The 18914-nt window shown below is 54.3% G+C and carries 19 protein-coding genes and 1 pseudogene; 4 read left to right on the top strand and 16 right to left on the bottom strand.

Going from position 1 to position 18914, the window contains the following annotated elements:
* The first annotated feature begins 2 nt into the window (after window positions 1–2).
* The 3 genes and pseudogenes from Poly59_RS30260 to Poly59_RS30795 form a co-directional block, all read left to right on the top strand.
* On the top strand, window positions 3–7763 hold the full coding sequence (locus Poly59_RS30260; RefSeq protein WP_246151773.1) for a PAS domain S-box protein: 7761 nt from the start codon (window positions 3–5) through the stop codon (window positions 7761–7763).
* A gap of 160 nt (window positions 7764–7923) precedes the next feature.
* Complete coding sequence (locus Poly59_RS19405) at window positions 7924–8334, top strand: response regulator (RefSeq protein WP_186776395.1); 411 nt, start codon at window positions 7924–7926, stop codon at window positions 8332–8334.
* A 172-nt stretch (window positions 8335–8506) separates the two neighbouring features.
* Window positions 8507–8551: pseudogene (locus Poly59_RS30795) on the top strand (hypothetical protein); the annotation flags it as partial.
* Window positions 8552–8691: 140 nt separating this feature from the next.
* Here Poly59_RS30795 and Poly59_RS19395 read toward each other — a convergent pair.
* From Poly59_RS19395 to Poly59_RS30730, 4 genes are all read right to left on the bottom strand, one after another.
* Complete coding sequence (locus Poly59_RS19395; protein ID WP_146535759.1) at window positions 8692–8838, bottom strand: MscL family protein; 147 nt, start codon at window positions 8836–8838, stop codon at window positions 8692–8694.
* 19 nt (window positions 8839–8857) lie between these two features.
* Entirely contained in the window at window positions 8858–9079 is a 222-nt protein-coding gene (locus Poly59_RS19390) for a DUF3072 domain-containing protein (protein ID WP_146535758.1), read from the bottom strand.
* A gap of 57 nt (window positions 9080–9136) precedes the next feature.
* A complete protein-coding gene (locus Poly59_RS19385) occupies window positions 9137–9346 on the bottom strand; it encodes a M48 family metalloprotease (protein ID WP_146535757.1) in 210 nt (69 codons plus the stop codon).
* Window positions 9347–9463: 117 nt separating this feature from the next.
* Window positions 9464–9685 (bottom strand): M48 family metalloprotease, encoded by a 222-nt coding sequence (locus Poly59_RS30730; RefSeq protein WP_146535756.1) that lies wholly within the window; start codon window positions 9683–9685, stop codon window positions 9464–9466.
* Between the two features lie 510 nt (window positions 9686–10195).
* Here Poly59_RS30730 and Poly59_RS19375 point away from each other — a divergent pair.
* A complete protein-coding gene (locus Poly59_RS19375) occupies window positions 10196–12043 on the top strand; it encodes a type IV secretory system conjugative DNA transfer family protein (protein WP_261343508.1) in 1848 nt (615 codons plus the stop codon).
* On the opposite strand, the gene Poly59_RS19370 is transcribed toward Poly59_RS19375, so the two are convergent.
* The 12 genes from Poly59_RS19370 to Poly59_RS19315 all read right to left on the bottom strand — a co-directional run bounded on the left by Poly59_RS19370 (window position 12040) and on the right by Poly59_RS19315 (window position 18875).
* Window positions 12040–12387 carry a hypothetical protein gene (locus tag Poly59_RS19370; protein ID WP_246151771.1) on the bottom strand — a complete coding sequence of 116 codons (348 nt, stop codon included), beginning with the start codon at window positions 12385–12387 and terminating at the stop codon, window positions 12040–12042. The two genes, Poly59_RS19375 and Poly59_RS19370, sit on opposite strands and share 4 nt — an antisense overlap.
* The gene (locus Poly59_RS19365) at window positions 12368–12754 is read right to left on the bottom strand and encodes a hypothetical protein (RefSeq protein WP_246151770.1); all 387 of its coding nucleotides are present in this window, start codon (window positions 12752–12754) and stop codon (window positions 12368–12370) included. Before Poly59_RS19365 ends, Poly59_RS19370 begins: the two co-directional genes overlap by 20 nt.
* Window positions 12755–12774: 20 nt before the next feature.
* A complete protein-coding gene (locus Poly59_RS19360) occupies window positions 12775–12975 on the bottom strand; it encodes a helix-turn-helix domain-containing protein (protein ID WP_007340348.1) in 201 nt (66 codons plus the stop codon).
* 1 nt (window position 12976) lies between these two features.
* Complete coding sequence (locus Poly59_RS19355; RefSeq protein ID WP_246151769.1) at window positions 12977–13477, bottom strand: hypothetical protein; 501 nt, start codon at window positions 13475–13477, stop codon at window positions 12977–12979.
* A 320-nt stretch (window positions 13478–13797) separates the two neighbouring features.
* Window positions 13798–14514 (bottom strand): hypothetical protein, encoded by a 717-nt coding sequence (locus Poly59_RS19350; protein ID WP_246151768.1) that lies wholly within the window; start codon window positions 14512–14514, stop codon window positions 13798–13800.
* Between the two features lie 9 nt (window positions 14515–14523).
* A complete protein-coding gene (locus Poly59_RS19345) occupies window positions 14524–15126 on the bottom strand; it encodes a hypothetical protein (protein ID WP_246151767.1) in 603 nt (200 codons plus the stop codon).
* Complete coding sequence (locus tag Poly59_RS19340; RefSeq protein WP_146535753.1) at window positions 15116–15916, bottom strand: hypothetical protein; 801 nt, start codon at window positions 15914–15916, stop codon at window positions 15116–15118. The genes Poly59_RS19345 and Poly59_RS19340 overlap by 11 nt, the downstream gene beginning before the upstream one ends.
* A complete protein-coding gene (locus Poly59_RS30250; RefSeq protein WP_246151766.1) occupies window positions 15913–16296 on the bottom strand; it encodes a hypothetical protein in 384 nt (127 codons plus the stop codon). The genes Poly59_RS19340 and Poly59_RS30250 overlap by 4 nt, the downstream gene beginning before the upstream one ends.
* Before the next feature lie 57 nt (window positions 16297–16353).
* Complete coding sequence (locus tag Poly59_RS19330; RefSeq protein ID WP_146535752.1) at window positions 16354–16611, bottom strand: hypothetical protein; 258 nt, start codon at window positions 16609–16611, stop codon at window positions 16354–16356.
* Between the two features lie 4 nt (window positions 16612–16615).
* Complete coding sequence (locus Poly59_RS19325) at window positions 16616–17530, bottom strand: vWA domain-containing protein (protein WP_222436139.1); 915 nt, start codon at window positions 17528–17530, stop codon at window positions 16616–16618.
* Window positions 17530–18231: a MotA/TolQ/ExbB proton channel family protein gene (locus Poly59_RS19320; protein WP_146535750.1), complete on the bottom strand. Its 702-nt coding sequence runs from the start codon at window positions 18229–18231 to the stop codon at window positions 17530–17532. Before Poly59_RS19320 ends, Poly59_RS19325 begins: the two co-directional genes overlap by 1 nt.
* Window positions 18228–18875, bottom strand: coding sequence for a hypothetical protein (locus Poly59_RS19315; RefSeq protein WP_146535749.1), 648 nt, complete (start codon window positions 18873–18875; stop codon window positions 18228–18230). Before Poly59_RS19315 ends, Poly59_RS19320 begins: the two co-directional genes overlap by 4 nt.
* Window positions 18876–18914 lie beyond the last annotated feature (39 nt).

Below are 18914 nucleotides of genomic sequence, written 5' to 3'. Positions count from 1 at the left end.
CGATGGATAAACGCGATCGAAACTTAAGAAAAGACCCAATCCTTACCCTAGCGGTCGGTGCTTCCGCTGGCGGTCTCGAAGCGTTCGAGGAACTGTTGGTCGGACTGGGCGACTCGCCTGGCCTAGCAATCATCTTCGTGCAGCATCTCGATCCCAGCAGCAAATCGCTGCTGGGCGAGCTGCTGACCAAAGTCACCACGATGGAAGTGGTTGACTTGACCGAGGGGCGCGAGAAGATCAGGCCGGACGTGGTCTACGTTTGTCCGCCGCATTCGCTGCTTCAAATCCAAAACGACTTTCTGAACGTACAGCCGTCAGCCGAAGAAGGGCGGGCAACGCACCCGATCGATCATTTTTTCCACAGTGTTGCCGAAGAAAAACGCGATCGCGGTATCGGCGTGGTGCTTTCAGGTTCAGGTAGCGATGGAACGTTGGGTCTGAAGGCGATCAGCGACCAAGGCGGTTTGACGTTTGCTCAAGACGGCAAGTCGGCGAAGTACGATTCAATGCCACGTAGTGCCGCGACGACCGGTGTGGCCGATCACGTGATGCCACCAGGCGAGATCGCGGCGGAAGTGCGGAAGTACGTCGAGCATTTGAGATCGCTGGGCGATTTGACTTCGTCGAAACGTTTGCAAGGTGAGATCGAAGAAGCGATCCCGATGATTTCGGAGGCGTTGCTCAAAGCGACCAACCATAACTTTCAACATTACAAAACCAACACATTGGTCCGCCGCGTTCAACGTCGGATGCAAGTGCTGAAGATCGTGTCGGCGAGCGACTATGTCGACCTGATCTTGCACCAAGAGGACGAAGCTCAGTCGCTGTTTCGCGAATTGCTGATCGGCGTGACGGCGTTCTTTCGCGATCCCGAAGCTTTCGCAACTTTGAAACGGGATGTGTTGCCGAAGTTGCTCGATCAGCGGGGGCCGGATGATTGCGTTCGCATCTGGGTGGCCGGCTGTGCCAACGGCGCTGAAGCCTACACGATGGCGATGTTATGTCGTGAAGTTTTGGATGAGCTGTCTCAATCGGAGGCGTCACCGTCCGTCCAAATCTTCGCGACCGACATCGACGAACGAGCACTGGCCATCGCACGCGAGGGCAAATATCCGGTCGGCATCGAAGACCAAGTTTCGCCCGAGCGTTTGAAACGGTTCTTCGTCAAACGTGGCAAGCGGTACCAAGTCACCAAAGAGATTCGCGAGCTGGTGTTGTTCTCCGCTCACAACCTGATTAGTGATCCGCCATTCTCGCGGCAAGACTTGATCTCGTGCCGCAACTTGCTGATCTACCTTGGTCCGCATTTGCAGAACAAGTTGATCCCGCTATTTCATTACGCACTGCGCCCTTCCGGTTTCCTGTTCCTCGGTCCCAGCGAGAACATCGTTTCTCATGGCGAATTGTTTCGGCCGGTCGATGCCAAAGTGCGAATCTCGCAACGGAAGGGAACGGCGGTAGGATTGGCCGCCGGGCTGACGTATCGACCGGGCACACCGCTTCGCAATTTGGAACGGAACACGCCTGATCCGGCGGTTGATCTAACGACGATGATGCAAAAGATCGCGTTGGATGAGTTCACACCACAGACGGCTGTGATAGACGAATCCGGGCAAGTGTTGACTTCATCGTCGAAAATCGACAAGTACTTGAAGTTCGCTGGCGGGCCAACACAGACCAACATCCTAAAACTCGCAACAAGCGGACTGCGGATCGGATTGCGAGCGGCCATCTCGGAAGCGAAGCAAACCAAGCGACGCGTCGAACACGAAAATCTGTCCGTGCGTGTGGGAGACTTGGTGCAGCGAGTAATGGTGACGGTCCAGCCAATGCCGAGACTGGGCGAAGACGATCCGCTGTACATGGTCGTCTTTCATGACGTCGGCTTGCCGGTCGATCGTGACGCAGCTGACATCGATGCGGTCATTCACAACGATGAATCTGATTCATTGATCGCCCAAATGGAATTGGAACTGGAAACGACCCGGCAGGATCTCGACAAATCGTTGCAGGACATGGAGGCGACCAACGAAGAATTGAAGTCATCCAACGAAGAACTGTTGTCGATGAACGAAGAGCTTCAATCGGCGAACGAAGAACTTGAAACCAGCAAGGAAGAGATCCGAGCCAGTAGTGACGCCGTCGCTCGCGCTAACGACGACCTGCAAAACCTGATCAAGAGCACGCAAATCGCGACGGTGTTTCTCGACCATGAATTTCGTATTCGCAGTTTCACTCCGGCCATCACGGCAATTTATGACTTGATCCCGACCGACATCGGTCGCCCGCTGTCGATGTTCTTGCCCAAGGTCAAGGACATGCCGCCGCTACCGCCAGTCGATCAGATACCGTCGATCGTTTCGGATTCTGGCAGACCGGCGGCGTCGTTTAGGTCCGAAGACGTCGTCGAGGCAGACAACGGTAGCTTTTACGCCCGCCGAATTCATCCCTACACGACCAACGACGATCAGCGTGACGGGTTCGTCGTCACCTTCGCCGATGTTACGGAATTGCAGCGTGGTCAAAAATTGTTGATGGAACGCGAAGCCCACCTTCGCCGGGTCATCAACCATCAACTCGGACTCGTCGGCGTGATTGACCGAGAAGGCAATTTGGTCGAGGTCGATGATCGATCGCTGCAGATCGCCAAGACTCGCCGTGAGGACGTGATCGGCAAGCCCTTCGCCGAGGCAGCCTGGTGGTCGTACGACCAAGCGGTATCGAAACAGATCCGAGATGCGATGGATCGTGCCTTCGGCGGAGAAGTCGTCCGATTCGACGTTTCGTTGTTCGCGCACGGAGACGACGGCGTCTACATCGATTTCATGCTCGCACCCGTTCGAGACGAACACGGCGACATTGAGTATTTGATTCCTTCGGGTGTCGACATCCGTGATCGTCGCAACAGCGAACGACTCGTGCGGACCATCGCGGAAAACTCCACTCATGGACTGGTGATGATGGACGAGCGAGGGTTTGTCATCTACTGCAATCAAGCGTGGCTCGACATGACCGGGTTCGATGACAAAGAAATTCGGTCGATGCCGCTTCACGATCTCGTTCATCATCACTATCCCGATGGTCGCCCCTACCCAATGGATAAAAGCCCGATCGATCGAGCGTTACCGGAGGATTTTTCGGTTCGCGCGCACGAGGATCTGTTCTTTCGCAAAGACGGCAGCACGTTCCCCGTTTTGTGTGCGGCAAGTCCAATCTTTGAGAACGGAGTCCCAGTTTCGACGGTGATCGAGGTTCGTGACATCACCGACCAGAAACAGCGAGAGACTGATCTCGTCGCGTCGGAAAAATTCGCACGCACCGTGCTCGAAAGCAGTCCTGATTGCGTCAAGGTACTCGACGGAGAGTGCGGTCTGCAAATGATGAACGCGGCTGGAATGTGCCAGATGGAGATCGAAGATTTCGATGCATTGCGAGGTCAACCCTGGTGGTCGCTATGGCCCGAAAACAATCGACACTTGGTGAAAGAAGCGGTCGAACAAGCTAAGCAAAATGGCAAGGGACGTTTTCAAGCGTTCTGTCCGACTGCGAAGGGCACGCCGAAATGGTGGGACGTGATCGTCACACCGGTGAAATCCGGCGACGATCGGATTGAGACATTTGTTTCGGTGTCCCGTGATATCACCGAGCAACGTGAGTTCAATACGAAACTTGCCGAGCGTGATCAGCGTTTACAGCTCGCCATGTCTGGCGGCAGGATGGGTGCGTTCGATTGGTTCGTCCAACAGAATGTTTTGGAGTGGTCCGCTCAGACATACGAAGTCTATGGCTGTGACCCCGAATCATTTGTTCTGACCCCGGAAACATTTTTCGATCTCGTCCATCCCGACGACCGCGAAGCAGCCCGTCAGCGTGTACACGAAGAGTTCGACACGGGGGCAACGCAGCACCGATCGCAATTCCGAGTCATTCGACCGACCGATGGACGAACGATTTGGATTGAAGGCCGCGGAAGGATCGAGCGAGACGAATCGGGTGACGTGGTGAAGGTCTATGGCGTAAACAGTGACATCACGGACCGAAAATCGTATGAACTCGAACTAGCCGATCGTGAAGCTCATGCGCGACGTATCATCGACAACACCGTTGGCTTTGTCGGCGTACTCGATCGCGACGGCCGCATGGTCGAGTGCAATGCGACCGCATTGGCGATCACCAAACTCAATCGCGAAGACCTTATCGGCAAAGATTTCCCCGAGACTTACTGGTGGAACTTTGATTCCGCAGTTCAGGACCAACTTCGTGGCATGATCTCGCGAGCTCAACAGGGCGAGATCGCTCGCGAAGACATCCGCTATCAGTCGCTCGATGGCGAAATTCGTGAAGTCGACTTTATGTTAAGCCCGATCCTCGACGCCGACGGCAACGTCGAATACATGATTCCATCGGGGTTGGATATCTTCGACCGAAAGATTGCTGAACGTGAGTTGGAGATCGCGAAGGAACGGCTCGATTCCTCGATGGCGGCGGCCAACATTGCGACATGGAACTGGAACATCGAAACGAACTCAATTCGTCCCAACCCCAGCATCAACGCCATGTTCGGCTTCGATGCCGATCATCCGACCACCCTCGAAGAATTACTCGCTCGAATCGAACCGGAATATCGCAAATCGGTTGCGGATGCGGTCAATGATTCGCTTGCAAACCAAACGGACTACATTCAAGAGTTCGCGATCCGCTTGCCCAACGATGAACTTCGTTACATGCGTTCGCTGGCCCGTGTTCGTGTATCGGAAACGGGAGAGTTCGAAGATTTCCACGGCCTCAACCTCGATATTACCAATGATCGGCGTCGCGAAGATTACGCGAAGTTCCGTGCCGAGTTGTTGTCGAAGCTAAGCGTACTGGATGAACCGCCGGAGATCAAACAAACCGCGGTCAACAGCATTGCAGGATATTTTGCCGCTTCGCGATGCTATCTCGCCGAATACAATTTGGAAGAGTTGACCGCTCTCGTCGAGGCCGAAAAACACGATGGCGACCTTACGCCACTGGTTGGCAAACACAAGTTGTCGAACTTTCTCACCGACAACGAGATCGAAGAACAATTGAGCGGTCGTTCGCTTCGGCTTAATGATCTTCGTCAGACTCATCGTAGCGATGAACAGATCGATCAATTCGTTCAATTGAAAATTATCGCGCTGGCCGAAGGCAGGTTCGAGCCGAACGCCAATTTTCCACGGAAATTGGTGGTCGCGAAATCGCGGCCGTACGTTTGGCGCGATGATGAAATGCAGTTCTTGAACGAGCTAGCTGAATTGGTTTATCTGAAAATCGAACGCGCCGAACGGGATCAAATCGTCAAAGCTTCGGAAGCGAAGTTGCAATTGGGAATGGAAATCGGACGGTTCGCGTTGGCCGAGCTCGACTATCGCAGCAACACGATCGATCTGTCCGCCGAAGCTGCTCGCATGTACGGCTTGGGTGACAAGGCAATGACGGTCACTCGCGAGCAACTTCACGACACGTTTCATGTCGATGATCGCGACGAATTGTTGCGACGCATCGACGAGTGCATCCAACCAAGTAGCGATGGAACGATTAACCTGGAGCATCGAATTACTCTACCCGATGGAAGTCAGCGATGGTTGTACGTACGCAAGCAGGTGCAATTTACCCGCGTGAGAAAAAAGTCCGGCGAGCAAGCTCGTCGCCCGGTCTCAGGAACGTTGGTTGCGGTTGATATCACGGATCGCAAGTTATCGGAGCTGGAAATCGTCGACAGCCGCAAACGACTCGAGATGGCGATGGAAGCGGCGAAAATGGGATCGTTTTGGTGGGAACCTGAATCGGACCGTGCCGACTGGGACTCCCAGTGGATGGCCGCATTAGGCGTTTCAGAAGATGCTGAAAAAGTTGGCAAAACCTTCTTCGATCTGATCCATCCCGACGATCGAGCTATGTTGGAAGCGGCAACTCCGAAGCCTAGCAATGAGCCTCAGGTTTATCGAACCGAATACCGCATCCGCAAACCCGACGGTAGCATTCGTTGGTTTGCGGGCAATGGCCAAATGCTGCCTGCTGAAAACGGGCGAGCCGCTCGATTGGTCGGTTTGAACTGGGACGTGACGGAAGTTCGTGAAGCCACCGATCGGATTCGTCGCGGTGAACAACGGTTGCGTCTGGCAATGGGTGCGGCCGAGTTGTCACTGTGGGAATGGGATGTCGTCAATGATCAAATTTATTGGACCAACGAGCTGTACCAGCGGCAGCAAATGCCGCAGGAAGAATCGTTCGGTTGCTTCGCGGATTTCCTAAAACTTGTGCATCCAGACGATCGTGATTCGGTACAAAGCCGAATCAACGAAACGCTGGAAACAGGGTCAACCTATCAATCAGAATTTCGGATGCAACGAGCTGACGGATCGTATCGCTGGGTGCTTTCGATGGCTCATCTAACAACGGATGACAACGATGGTCCGGTCCGAATGGTGGGCGTCGAGATGGACGTGACCCAGCGTCATGCCTATCAGGATGAATTGGAAACGGCCCGCCGACAAGCAGAAGCTGCCAATCAATCTAAGAGCGCGTTCGTGGCGAATATGTCCCACGAGATCCGCACACCGATGACCGCGATCCTGGGTTACGCCGAATTGGTTCGTGACTTGATCGATCACCCCGAAGCGAACGGCCACTTGCAAACCATCCGACGCAACGGCGATTACTTGCTCGAAATCATTAACGACATCTTGGACTTGTCGAAGATCGAAGCCGGCAAGTTGGACATCGAATGTGAACGTTTTCAACCGGTCCGAGTGATTGAGGATGTGCGCAGCATCATGGAAGTCCGGGCACATGAAAGCAAACTCGAACTGCAAGTCGAGTACGACGGCAAACTGCCCAAGATCATCCAGTCAGACGCGAAACGCTTGAAGCAAATTCTCATCAATCTCGTCGGCAACGCGATCAAGTTCACTCGCGAAGGAAGGGTCAAAATTCGTGTTCGATACGAAGATCTTAGCGGGAACGATTCAAAAGACTCTCGTCAGATGTCCGGGCAATCCGCTCCGTCCCGCACCGGCGAGTTGCACTTCGATGTCATCGACACCGGCATCGGCATGAGCGACGAGCAACAAGAGAGATTGTTCAAACCGTTTTCGCAGGGCGACACCACCACCGCTCGAGATTTCGGCGGCACCGGTTTGGGGCTGGCGATCAGTCAGCGACTCGCCGAAATGCTCGGCGGCAAGGTCCAGGTCAGCAGCACTTACGGCGTCGGCAGCACCTTCACCGTTTCGATTTCAACTGGCGATCTAACAGACTTGGAATTCGTCGATTATAAGCAAATCGAACTTACCGGCCATCACACTCCTTCTTCGGCCGACACCGAGATCGGCGGTCAAAGTAAGGCAGACGCACCACGGCTCGCTTGCCACGTTCTGGTCGTCGACGATCGACGCGACATACGGTTCTTATCTAAACGGCTACTGACCAAAGCCGGCGCGACGGTTGACGAATGCGAAGACGGACAACTGGCGGTCGAACACATGACCGATTGTCTAAAGAAGGGCCACTGCCCTGATCTGATCTTGCTCGACATGCAAATGCCCAACCTCGACGGCTACGGAACCGCTCGACAATTGCGGCGTCTGGGCTACGACGGGCCAATCATCGCCTTGACCGCCGACGCCATGCAAGGCGACATGAATGAATGTCTCAACGCTGGCTGCAACGACTACCTCAGCAAGCCAATCGATGCGAAGCGTTTGGTGGAGTTGGTCGACGAACTGACGATGGATTAACCGACCAAGCCGCTGGATAGCAAACCGTTCGTTGCCATGATCCAGCATGTATGCCAAGTCATCTCGTAGTGGACACAGCCAGACTTCCAATGCAGTTCATCATGACGGCAAAGGTTCTGGTATAGCAGTTGCTACTCGCACGAGGACAAGGAGGCGGATCATGTGCCGTTATGAAATGACCGACGGTCAACGACCGCAAACGCTGGAAATCATCGCGGCAGACGACAATCGCTCGCAACGATTGCTGCTGCGTCGATGCCTCACCGCCGCCGGGCATCATATTCGAGTAGCCAAGGACGGGCGAGAAGCGTTGCAACTTGCCAATGAACAACAACCCGATTTGATCGTCACCGATTTAGAAATGCCGGGCGGCAACGGCTTTGATTTGATCGACGCCATTCGCGGGTCCGACAATCAATCCCTGCGTCACGTCCCCATCATTGTCTGCAGCTCTCGTAGCGAAACCATCTCGTTGAACCATGTGCTGGACCAGGGTGCCGATTCGTTTGTCACCAAACCGGTTCACGTTCATGAACTGCAGCTCGCGATTCAAAACCTAACCACTCTGTAACGAACGACGGCTGGCCTTTTCGGTTTGGAACAAAACTTACGTCACGTTTGAAGCCGTGGCGTCGAATGAACCGCGACCGCGAGGTCTGGATTAACGCATCCGCCGCCCGCGACTAGGTGAACTTTCCTGTAGATGACCATGCTGGGTTGGGCTTTGACGTTTAATTATCGCTTTGATTGCCGGTGCACTTGGTTTTGGCATCCTCGGCGGCACCGCTGCAATGATCGCCAAGATACTTTTCGTCGTCTTCCTTGTGCTGCTTGTGATTGGCCTGATCACTGGACGTCGCGGCACCACGACCCAAGGCGATGATCATGCCACAGTGGAGCGACAAAGACGGGGGCCAGTACGAGCACGTCAAAGAAATCCGATCGGAGGCATGATTATGTCATCGACCAGCGACTTCACCACCGACATGAACGCGGCACCGACGGTGAAGCCGATCGCCAGATCAACCATGTTGCCGCGCAAGGCGAACTTCTTGAATTCTTCAACGATGTTCATGTTGAAGACAAACCTAAACTCATGAATCGACGCCGCGACCGGTTTGCTCTTGGAGCTCTTCAATCCGCTTCGACGCGTCCGCCTTCGACAGACTCTCGTCGAAAGACTCGTCGGCTTCCTCGCAAAGCGTTTTCAAGTAGCTCGCCTGAGCGTCAGTCATCTTTTCGTCGCCAGTCACCCAATTGTCCGGATCTTTCTCCGCGTTGCTACCAGGCTGTGACGGTTGTTTGGCTTCGTTCATGGTTGTCCTGCTATTTAGAAGCATTCCGTTGCGTTGATGGCATCCGTGTAACGACACCTAATAGCAACTGGCATACCATTTCAGAGATCCGTTTCCCCTGCCGTTTTCGACAGCCCTTTCGATCAATTCCCAAAGAGCTTCTTGACGTTTTGCGGGATGCGGATGCGGATGCGACTGCAGAAATTCTGGACCCGCACGACCACCGGCTTGCATCAATGAATTAAGCAACTCGATCATCGCGTCAGGATCGTAACCAGCGCCCATCATCAAACCGACGCCCTAAGAGTCGCTTTGCAGTTCCTGCTTTCGACCGTACGGCAGATCGAGCAGGTCGCCGACCAGCACCGTGGCCGCACCCAGTTCCTCATCGTCGGCCGCGATGCTTTACGCTCCCGCGACTCGCTGCTTGAATTGTTCTTTCGCCATCCGCTGAGCACCGTGGCGATGAATGACATGACCAATTTCATGAGCCAGCACGGCAGCGACCTGACAATCGCGAGAGATTGATCCGCCGCCGACACCGCTCAACAACTTGCTTGGTCCAAGCAAGGAATCGCCATTCCCAATGCCAAGCTTCCCAAGACGATCGCTGCCGGCACGCCCCATCCCTCGTTTGGTTCTCTCTTTCTCCAAATCGCGTTACCCAGCGTTCTCGATTTCTCTCCCGCAAAACAAGCTAGCGGCCACCCCCTCCCGTGAGAATCGCTCGAAAACCCAACAACTTGCCGTATGAATCCTTTTCGAATCCGCTTCGACCCCAGGGAGTCGGACAGCTCTTAACCCGGAGCAACAGAGAAACGAAGAAGTCAAGAAATTCGGCCAAATTACCCTGATCTCATAACCCCGAGGTCGTCGGGTTATCTCGGCTTGCCAAGAAACGAAGAACGCCGCCGGCGACGCGAGAACGCGGAAACAACGCGATTTGCTGGGTAAAAACGAAAAAAGGCCGGCATGAAATTCATGCCGACCTTTTCTTTACTTCCGGGTCTGGGAACCGTTTTATGTCCCAGAGAAGTTGCGGGAATGGAATTCGAAGCGGAGACTGCGAGGTTGTGAATGGCCCGGTCATTCGCCGCATCGGTCAGGTCGACCGATGCGACTTAGAGGTTGATCCAAGTGCCGTCAGTTGGACCAACCTCAGCAGGTTGGGCGATCTCAAACTGCAGGAGGTGCAGAACACCGATACGGGTTTTCACCATTCTGTTCGATGCACCGGCGGCCGACGCCGGATGCCCGGATTGTCTTTTGGTAGGAGAATTCAGACGGTCTAGTGTTTTTGGTTGCCGGGTCCGGGAGACCACGTCGCGCTCGAGGTCACCGCGACAGGCTAGCGTCAAGGTTTGCTATCTTATTGGATTGCTCGGAGGCGTTAAGACCGGCCAATTTGAGAGAACCGAAGACATCGACCAGTTCAAAGCACTCAACGAAATCCTCGGCGATTTGCCTCGCGGTCGTGGACCTGACGATGTCGGGCGGCCGCCCAATGCGCACTTTGAGCTCCCTCAGAATATCGTCTCGACGAAGTCGCTTCGGTTTGACGTCGAAGGTAATCATGAATCGAAGATCTTTCTCGGTGTAGTCGGCGGCTCGATCTCGATAGGTGATCGACTACCCGACGGTCGAGCGACGCGATGGGTCGTTGGCGGTTTCCCTATTGGCGTTGCTGATGATCGCCACCACCTTCTCGTCGCGGGAAGCCGTGCCGGCAAAGGGCGATCGGTGCTTGTGCCGAACTTGATTATGCTTCCAAAAGAAACGTCGACGCTCGTGATTGATCCCAAAGGAGATCTCGCGAAAGCCACCTGCCGATGGCGTGCAGAAGGTTTGGGGCAAGATGTCGCCGTCATTGATCCCTTTGAGTGCTCCGGAGAAGGCACCCGTAAATACCGGGTTGGTTTTAATCCGATCGAGATGCTCTCGCGGTCGGATCGATTTTCGTTCGTTCCGAATGCGTTGCTCATCGCCAGTTCGCTGATACCGGACTCACAGCGAAGCAAGGACCCGCACTGGAATGACTGTGCTCGCGATATTTTGAGCGGTCTCTGCGCTCACGTTGCCACGCACGCCCGATACGAAGGTCGACGCAACCTCGTCACCGTTTGGGAACTCGCATTCCGTCTGGCCGAACCTTCCAACGATGATCCGAACAGTTACACGCTCGAAATCGAAATGATGGACAATGACGCGGGCGGCGGTACCGTCCGCGCGTCAGCGAGGGCTTTCTATGATCGTACGGGGCAGGAATTTTTTGGGGTTCTGTCGAACTTGCGGAAGCACTTGTCTTTTATCGGGATTGAGTGCGTGCAGGATGTGTTGACCGGTCCATCCGTTGACCCTCGCCGCTTGAAAAGTGGATCGCTATCGATCTATTCAAGCATCCCCGCGATGCGAGGCGAAACGATGAGTGGGTATCAGCGAATGATCGTTCAGCTTTCGATCGCCGCCTGTGAGGAAGAGAAACAATCGGTTGGAAATCAAACCGTGTTTTTCTTGGAAGAGTTTGCTGCGTTGCAACGGCTCGAATGCATTGAAGTCGCAATCGCGCAACTGGCTGGCCTCGGAGTCAAACTGTTGATCGTCGTGCAAGATCTCAATCAGCTGAAAGATAAGTACCCGGGTTCCTGGGAGACCTTCATCGCCAACTGTGGCGTGATGCAAGTCTTCGGTGGCAATGATCAGACGACATTGTCGTATGTGTCGAAGCGAATGGGCGATAGCTTGACCGCAAAATCTTCGAGTACCGCGACGACGTTTTCCCAGGTGGCCAATGACGCTCAATCGGGCAAGAACTGGTCGATCGATTCCACGCCGCTGATGACGCCGGCAGAAGTCGGGATGTTCTTCGCCCGAGACGATGCAAAACTACGGCAGTTGATTTTACGGCCTGGTTTTCATCCGATGATTTTGCAACAGGCGTTTTACGACAAAGCCGCTTTCCTGCAAGGGCGATACGATCCGTTCTAGATCGCCGAGTAACTCCCCTGCTCGTCCGGCGCGGTCCAGTCTTTGTACAGGTGAGACACTGCATCTTGGATGGCCAGGGAAAAGGGTAGTCCAAATTCCTGGGTGGTATCGTAACCGTAGCCAATCAACTGAGCTGGAGTGAAAGACCATTCCTGGATCAGCGTGTCGAACATCGTCCAAAACAGAACCGATTGTTCAAGCTTAATTTCTTTGCCTTTGGCATCAGCAATGATCCGCGTCTGCGGAGCCAACATTGCTTCAATCTCGTTTTCACTGTAGGTCACATCGCAACCTAACGCGCCGTGTCCTCGTTGCGCAAGTGTTTTATCGTTCTCGTTGTCCACTGTCTCGTTCCTTGCTCTTTGCGACTTGAAGTGAGTGTCGTCCCATCGCCTTCCGATTGAATTGATCGAGACGTGGTCTCGCCCTCTCCGGCATCACTTTTGGAAGTTTCTTCGCGTCGACTGATGCGATCGCGCGAGTTCGTTGTTTCTTTGGTAGCGTACGAGCCCCACGCGGTGTCAATTCGAGTGTTGGCATCGAGAATGTCTTTGCTTCTTGCTTGGACGCTTTTGCAAATGCCGGCTTCGCCGACGCCGGGGTTGCGGCCCGGGCAAAGTCACGTCGCAACGTCACTCTCGGCTTGGCCGCTCTCTGGTTGAACGATTTTGTGTGGCTGGGGCCGTTCGGTGATGATCCGTTTTTGCTCATATCGTGTTTCTGCTTATGGGTTAAAAGTGTCGCTTGACCGCTTCGGGCAGACGTTGGTGCTCCGTTCGGCAACCTTCCAGGTAGTCCTTCAAGTCATCCTCTGCCACGCGACGGGCGCTGCCAATTTGATAGGATGGAAGATCACCCTGCGAGACGATTGCATAGGCTTTGCTGAGGCTGATGTTCAATCGTTTCGCGACGTCTTTGATCGTCAACAGCATTTTAGATGTTCCTTTCACGGGGCTCGGGAATGTCGATGTCAACTCCCTGCGTCCACTTGGACACGTCGTCGAAATGATTTGGACCCAGTGTCATTCGACTTGCTGTATTGAGAACGATCGTGAATTTTGACACGTCACGCTGTCGAACCGACGCCACGGGATAGCAACGCATCGCACATTCCGAGTCGTTGTATTCGGAGCCGCGGGGCTGGTCGGGCGACCGAATGAGGAGTTGGATCAATTTTGATTCCTCTTGGAAGATCTGCCGTTCCCCTGTCTTGGGACCGCTGCGATGTCGGTGCTCTGTGTCCTCAGGGTCTTCCGCGCTGATGAATTGCAAATTCAGTGGCGTGCCCGACCACTGCCGAGGCACCCGGAAGGGCTTCTCGTAAAGCCGGCTGTCGATCGCGATCGCTGTGGGTGTCATCCACACGCGGAGCCGAGTGCCAAAGATGCGACGAGCGAGAAACTTCGGTAGAAGCAATCGAAATGACGTTCTCATGCAGGTGGCCGAAACACCCCAGACGACCATCCACCCAAGCAAAGTCGCCTGAATTTCGGCATATATCGGCACGGCTTGGTAAGCGAGCCAACCGCACGCGACATATCCAAGGCAAACGAGTATCTCAGTGCAACGGCAGCCTCTGGCGTGCGATCGCCAGTCTGCGTATCGCACTGAAAGGTAAGCTCGCCTTTTGGATGCGTCGAATTGCATTTGCGGCCACCTTGGAACGCTCACGCAGTGATAGGGTTTTAGCATGGTTGAGCTCTTTCGTTTGATCGTTCTTTGTTTCCAATTGCCGACTTGATTCGTTTCAGTTTTCAGTCAAAGATGGGTAACGTTGGGTTCTCCACCAGGTCATTCGAGATCAACGAGTAGCCGGGGTCGAATCCAGCTAGATCGAAGATTCGGCGCCACCGCTGAGTCTCGTTCTGGTCGACGCAATAGCAGGCGATGGCCCCGCCCTGCTCTCGATACCGTTTGAGTGATTCCAGCATCTTCCGTCCCTGCGTTGTGCGTTTGGATTGGTCCGACTCGGATTCACGCATGTCGCTCAGGATTACCGTGAGCACACGAGTGCTGTCTCCAATGCCGTCAATCCCGACGACATAGTCGATCGTTTCACGGGTGGCATCGAAGATGGGTGATCGCTCTGGTTGTGACTTCAATCGAAGGAAGCCGGCAAGCTCTTCTGGTGATGCGAAGCGACTTCTCAGTTCGGACGCAGTGCCATCGAATAAGACCACCCGGCTGTTGCCACTCATTTGAGAGAGCACCACGCGGTTGTCTTGCCCCATGCCCGTGCGGAAAAATCGATCCGTTACATCGAGCAAAAGCGGATAAGCTTGTTCGCTGAAGCGATTCGCAAATGAACCGGATAGGTCCACGCTGACCGCGAGAACCGAGTCGAGTTCCTCGGTTTCGAAGGGCGGTGGCGCCAAAACGTTAGCACTTGGAATGCACCCGCCGATGAAGGCGATCGCCGCCAGCAGGGGCAATTGGAAATGAAGCGTCGGTGTTCTTGGTCGAATTGACATCGTGCAGCCTTAAACCTTCGTGGAGTTTTTGTAATCGCAGTGCCAGCTCCCCCAGAGAGCCAACGATGCGGTGAAGAGAAGCGTGGCGAGAATCGGTACGTAGATTGGGGTGTCCGCCCAGCCGACGGTTGAGGTTGACAGCCCAATGAAAAACAACGCGCTGTCCACGCCAATCACCGTCGCGCAAATGAAGGTGTGCAAATAGAACAACACGGGCTGATCGCGGCGTTTGCGGGTGAGCGATCCAGCATCTTGCAAGCAAGCGAATATCCGGATCCACAGCAACGACACAGCCAGGCAAAGCCCCGCCGCAAAAATCAATGCGAGTGAAACGCGGTTCCAGCCGCTATAGTTCTGTAATCGCTCAATCGCCGGAATCGGCAATTGGTGCAGTCGCTGCTGAGTGATGGGCAGCACTTCCGTGATGCCGGCTGCTCCGACACTGAGGTAAACAACCGCGATGATCGAACCGAGCACCGCGTTGAGTGCCCAGAACTGCAGCACATCTTTCAATGGTTTGCGGCGACGCGGCGGCTGTTCGGGAACAGCCCTTTCGCCCCCTGGCTGTTCGACAGGGAGAACATTGTCGAAACTATCAAGTTTATCCCACATCGGCGTATTGCTCCTCGTTCGAGTCCTGGATTGGAGAGTTACCATCACTTATTCGTTCACCTTCAATTCGCCTGAGTGCTTCGCGTAGGGCGTAGATCATCGCGTCGAGGTCGACAGCTCTTTTGGAAGCCGGTTCGATGATCACGCGAACGAGTCGGTCGCAGTAACGCCAGAGGACGCCAGACGCGACCGGAGCTTCTACGACAAGCGTTTCTTCGGAATTGGCAAGCAGCCCGACGTCGCATGAAGGTCGTTCCCCATGGTCGGCGGGATCTTTCGGCAAAGAGTGCTTTGCGATGATTTCCCTTGCCTTTTTGATCGTGACTGCCTGACCCTTCCGAGCCAATTCGGTTGCTTCGTCTCTTGCTGCTTGCTCAGTACCCGAAGATGAAAGCAGCTTGAATGACTCCATCGGGAATCGATGGCGTAGACCGGGCTCTTTGATGAGCAAACGCCCAAATGACAAGTGAATGTCTTTGAGTCGGTAGAGCTGAGATCGAGAGATCTTCACCTTTGTCTCAAATTCTGCGACTAACTCACCGCGACCTCCATATTGGGTCGCAGTCAGAAACATATGAAACAACGCACCCGTAAAGATTGCGTTGAACTTCGCGCTATCCAGAACCTCGCTGACAATCCAATCGGCGACCGTTCTAAATTGTGTGTCCGTCAGTGATCTCGCTTGCGTCCCCAGATCAAAGTCACTTGTTTCAGCGAGTTGATCCAACACCGACCTTGCTAGATCCGGGCGAGTGGAGTTTTCGCAGATGAGGTGATATAGATTGTTCATGGCGTTTGCCTCGTTTTAGGAAATTGTGTTGCCCGCAATTTTGCGATCCGAGCTGGCGTGAACGAAATCAGCGTTTTGATCGCGGTGGTGAAACAGAGCTCGATCAGCTGACTGGCTGAAACGAGAAATAAGGCGACGAAGCTCATTGCGCTGACATAACCCGACATATGTGCGACCAATCGAGTGCGAGCGACAAACTGCTTTGGGTTTTCCAACTCTGCGAGATACTGGATCTTGCAATGTTCACAGACCGAAAACAGCGAGTCCGTATGAGTCTTTGGATCCGTGGTTTCAACCGTTTCGCACCAAAGCGATAGGCCGACAGAGACGGCCATTAATGTGGTAACGATGCAAAAGAGCATCGCGGAAAGATTTTGCATTCTTGTGTCTCCCGATGAAAAGGGTTTTGAGTGGACAAGGTCAAGTTGGTCCGTTGTCTAGAGAGGGTTCATGAGAAAGTTAAAAAGCCATCCGCAGACGCTCAGCGTTGCGAAGGAAACAGAAAAGATCCAAACCGCATTGAGTGCCAGCCAGTCTTTCGTGGGGCTACTAATTCCCTTTCGAAGAGTCAACTTCGGCGACAGTGGCGATCGCTTCACGCTGCGACTTTCATCGTTTCGGCGTGCCGGACGGACGTCGCCCCAGCCCTCGAAGTCGAATTCGATTTCAACTTCATTCGGAGTCGATTCACTCATTTGATTACTTTCCAAAAGACGCCGCGAAGATGGACTTGAAGATTTCGGCAGGATCGCTGCCGAAGCCACTCTCTTGATTGGCTTGCCCAAGACGCTCGTAGAACGCACGCGCCGGATGCGTTTCCACGCCGGTGTGCAATCCGAGAACGCGACGGTGTTTTCCGCTGGCTGTCGCCCACGCTGCCACGGTGCGCACCAGCTTGTCGTCGTCACCGGGGCCGTGATGAACGCATTCACCATGACTGACATCGCCGCAAACCATCAGCAGTTGTCGAGACTTGTCAGAGTTGGGTGCGGCGTCCAACATCTCCATCGCTTCGGCGACAGCAAGACCGATGTCTGCTTGTCCGCCGGCGCACTTCATTTGCGTGGCAAAGTCTTGCAGTTCCGCGAGGGAGTCACCGCCGTCCTGATCGATTTGCTTGATACGCTGCAACGGAAACGTGACCCGGGGGCCGTTTCCGTAAAGAACGACTCCAATGTTGAAGTTGTCGGTCGCCATTGGGAACATCTCAGCGATAGCGAGCAGAACGGCTCGCAGTCTCGCGAGGACGTTTGCCATTGATCCCGTTTGGTCACACGCGATCGCGATTGAAACTCCCTTGGTCGCGATTGCTTGGCCTTCGAGTTCATCAATCTTTTTGACGAGTTGCTCACCCTCATGGATCGCATCGTCACGCTCGCGTTCGGCGGTGTCTCTTTGCGACTTCGTTTTGTCTAACTCTTCACCTTGGCGGGCCTGGACTTGGGCGGACTGGTCGAGATCAACTTTTAATTGATCGATCGTTGTGGCTCCGACTCGCACCAATAGCATCAGCACAAAGACGATAATGGCGAATATACCTATAGTTGCGTAAATCAGGTCATTTGATCCAGTTTGCACATCGAGCTGGTCTCTCAATTCCTGCTGCTCATCCATCATTTTCCCTCCTCGTTTGGGTTGTCAAAGTCAGTGGATCGAAGCCACAATTCCAAAATCGCCAGAAACTCATTGAGATAGCGGCCGGTGATTAAATTCACTCGCGATACCAGCACACCGCCAAAGAACGCCCCGGCGAGTGTGGTCATGAAAGCCGTTGCAAGCCCCGCAAGTGCCGACTGAAGCGACTCCGTCACCGCTACGATGTCCGACGTGTCGCTCATGCCCGATGAGATCGCTGCAAACGTTATCGTCAGACCAAAAACTGTGCCGATCATTCCAAGGTTGAAAAGCAAAGAGCATGAGCTTCGCGAAACGTAGAGCGGACCGTTCAACTCCGTCCGTCGATATCGCAACCAAGCACTCACGGCTTCGGTGTTACCCGTGCCATTCCGGTAAGCAAATTTTGTGAGTTTGAAAAAGAGCGATGGCTGGGCTGCCGCAGCGGAATCCCAAAGCGACTTGATGCCTTTCTCCTTGGCGTGGCAAAAGTCTCGGTAGCATTCCCTTCGTTCATCCATCAGCTTTCTCAAATAGCCACCGGCGCGATGAAGTAGGATCAGGCCAACGGCGATGATTTCAACCGTCATCACAAATCCGGTTTGACCGGTCGCGATTCCAAGGCATGCCGCGAGTGAAAATCCCAGCACCATGGCAAACCACTGCCGGATGTCCGCGAATGGATTAGCAGAGCTCTTCATAGCTTCCCTTCTCCCATTTCCGCCGCGCCGAAATCTTCGTCGGGCCGAGGCCGCACAATCTCAGACTTCCGCTGACTGATCTCGCTCACCAAAAGCCCTAGACGGCGATTGAAGGAGAAGTAGAGTGCTGCGATGCCGAGAGAAACGACCGCCCAAGTCAACGCTTGATGCTCGCCGATGTTCGCGACGTTGGCGGCGAGCCATTGCTTCGTCTCGCTGTCTTTGATCGCTTGAACTCTCGTCTTTTCCAATTCGGTTGCGAGTTGCTGCTCATGCTGTTGCGTCAAATCAGCAATCTTTGTTTCGTGCGACTTCTTTAACGCCTCGGTTGCCGCTTCGTTCTCCTTGGCGATGCTCGCGAGCTCTGCGTCGTGCTGTTCATTGAGCCGAAGCAGTTCCTCTCGATGATTCGCGGTCAGCGTTGCACGTGTTTGTGCGACGGCGGAAGAAACCGCCTGGCTCTTCTCGCCCTCAAGCCGCAATTCTTGCTCCTCCAGTAAACGCTCATGTCTCGCTTGAGAAACACAGCCAGATTGGAGAAGCAAGCAGGTCGCTATGATGAGGATGTACCCCAGGCCGGCAGTCACTGCACCCATTGGCTTTGGCTTGCGCGCCGGGGGGATCCTGTTCTCGCTCGTTTTCATTGTGGCTATCCCATTCATTCATTGCAGAAGAAGTGATTG

The sequence above is a fragment of the Rubripirellula reticaptiva genome, assembly GCF_007860175.1.
Lineage (GTDB): Bacteria > Planctomycetota > Planctomycetia > Pirellulales > Pirellulaceae > Rubripirellula > Rubripirellula reticaptiva.
This window is presented reverse-complemented; position numbering and strand designations above follow the sequence as displayed.

Coding starts and splice junctions, on each gene's coding strand:
- Poly59_RS30730 (WP_146535756.1), bottom strand. CDS start 9,685: ATGGGGCGTGCCGGCAGCGATCGTCTTGGGAAGCTTGGCATTGGGAAT.
- Poly59_RS19405 (WP_186776395.1), top strand. CDS start 7,924: ATGTGCCGTTATGAAATGACCGACGGTCAACGACCGCAAACGCTGGAA.
- Poly59_RS19350 (WP_246151768.1), bottom strand. CDS start 14,514: ATGTCAATTCGACCAAGAACACCGACGCTTCATTTCCAATTGCCCCTG.
- Poly59_RS19385 (WP_146535757.1), bottom strand. CDS start 9,346: ATGATGGGCGCTGGTTACGATCCTGACGCGATGATCGAGTTGCTTAAT.
- Poly59_RS30250 (WP_246151766.1), bottom strand. CDS start 16,296: ATGCAAAATCTTTCCGCGATGCTCTTTTGCATCGTTACCACATTAATG.
- Poly59_RS19330 (WP_146535752.1), bottom strand. CDS start 16,611: ATGAGTGAATCGACTCCGAATGAAGTTGAAATCGAATTCGACTTCGAG.
- Poly59_RS19325 (WP_222436139.1), bottom strand. CDS start 17,530: ATGGATGAGCAGCAGGAATTGAGAGACCAGCTCGATGTGCAAACTGGA.
- Poly59_RS19315 (WP_146535749.1), bottom strand. CDS start 18,875: ATGAAAACGAGCGAGAACAGGATCCCCCCGGCGCGCAAGCCAAAGCCA.
- Poly59_RS19355 (WP_246151769.1), bottom strand. CDS start 13,477: ATGAGAACGTCATTTCGATTGCTTCTACCGAAGTTTCTCGCTCGTCGC.
- Poly59_RS19360 (WP_007340348.1), bottom strand. CDS start 12,975: ATGCTGTTGACGATCAAAGACGTCGCGAAACGATTGAACATCAGCCTC.
- Poly59_RS19395 (WP_146535759.1), bottom strand. CDS start 8,838: ATGAACATCGTTGAAGAATTCAAGAAGTTCGCCTTGCGCGGCAACATG.
- Poly59_RS19345 (WP_246151767.1), bottom strand. CDS start 15,126: ATGTGGGATAAACTTGATAGTTTCGACAATGTTCTCCCTGTCGAACAG.
- Poly59_RS19390 (WP_146535758.1), bottom strand. CDS start 9,079: ATGAACGAAGCCAAACAACCGTCACAGCCTGGTAGCAACGCGGAGAAA.
- Poly59_RS19340 (WP_146535753.1), bottom strand. CDS start 15,916: ATGAACAATCTATATCACCTCATCTGCGAAAACTCCACTCGCCCGGAT.
- Poly59_RS19320 (WP_146535750.1), bottom strand. CDS start 18,231: ATGAAGAGCTCTGCTAATCCATTCGCGGACATCCGGCAGTGGTTTGCC.
- Poly59_RS19365 (WP_246151770.1), bottom strand. CDS start 12,754: ATGAGCAAAAACGGATCATCACCGAACGGCCCCAGCCACACAAAATCG.
- Poly59_RS30260 (WP_246151773.1), top strand. CDS start 3: ATGGATAAACGCGATCGAAACTTAAGAAAAGACCCAATCCTTACCCTA.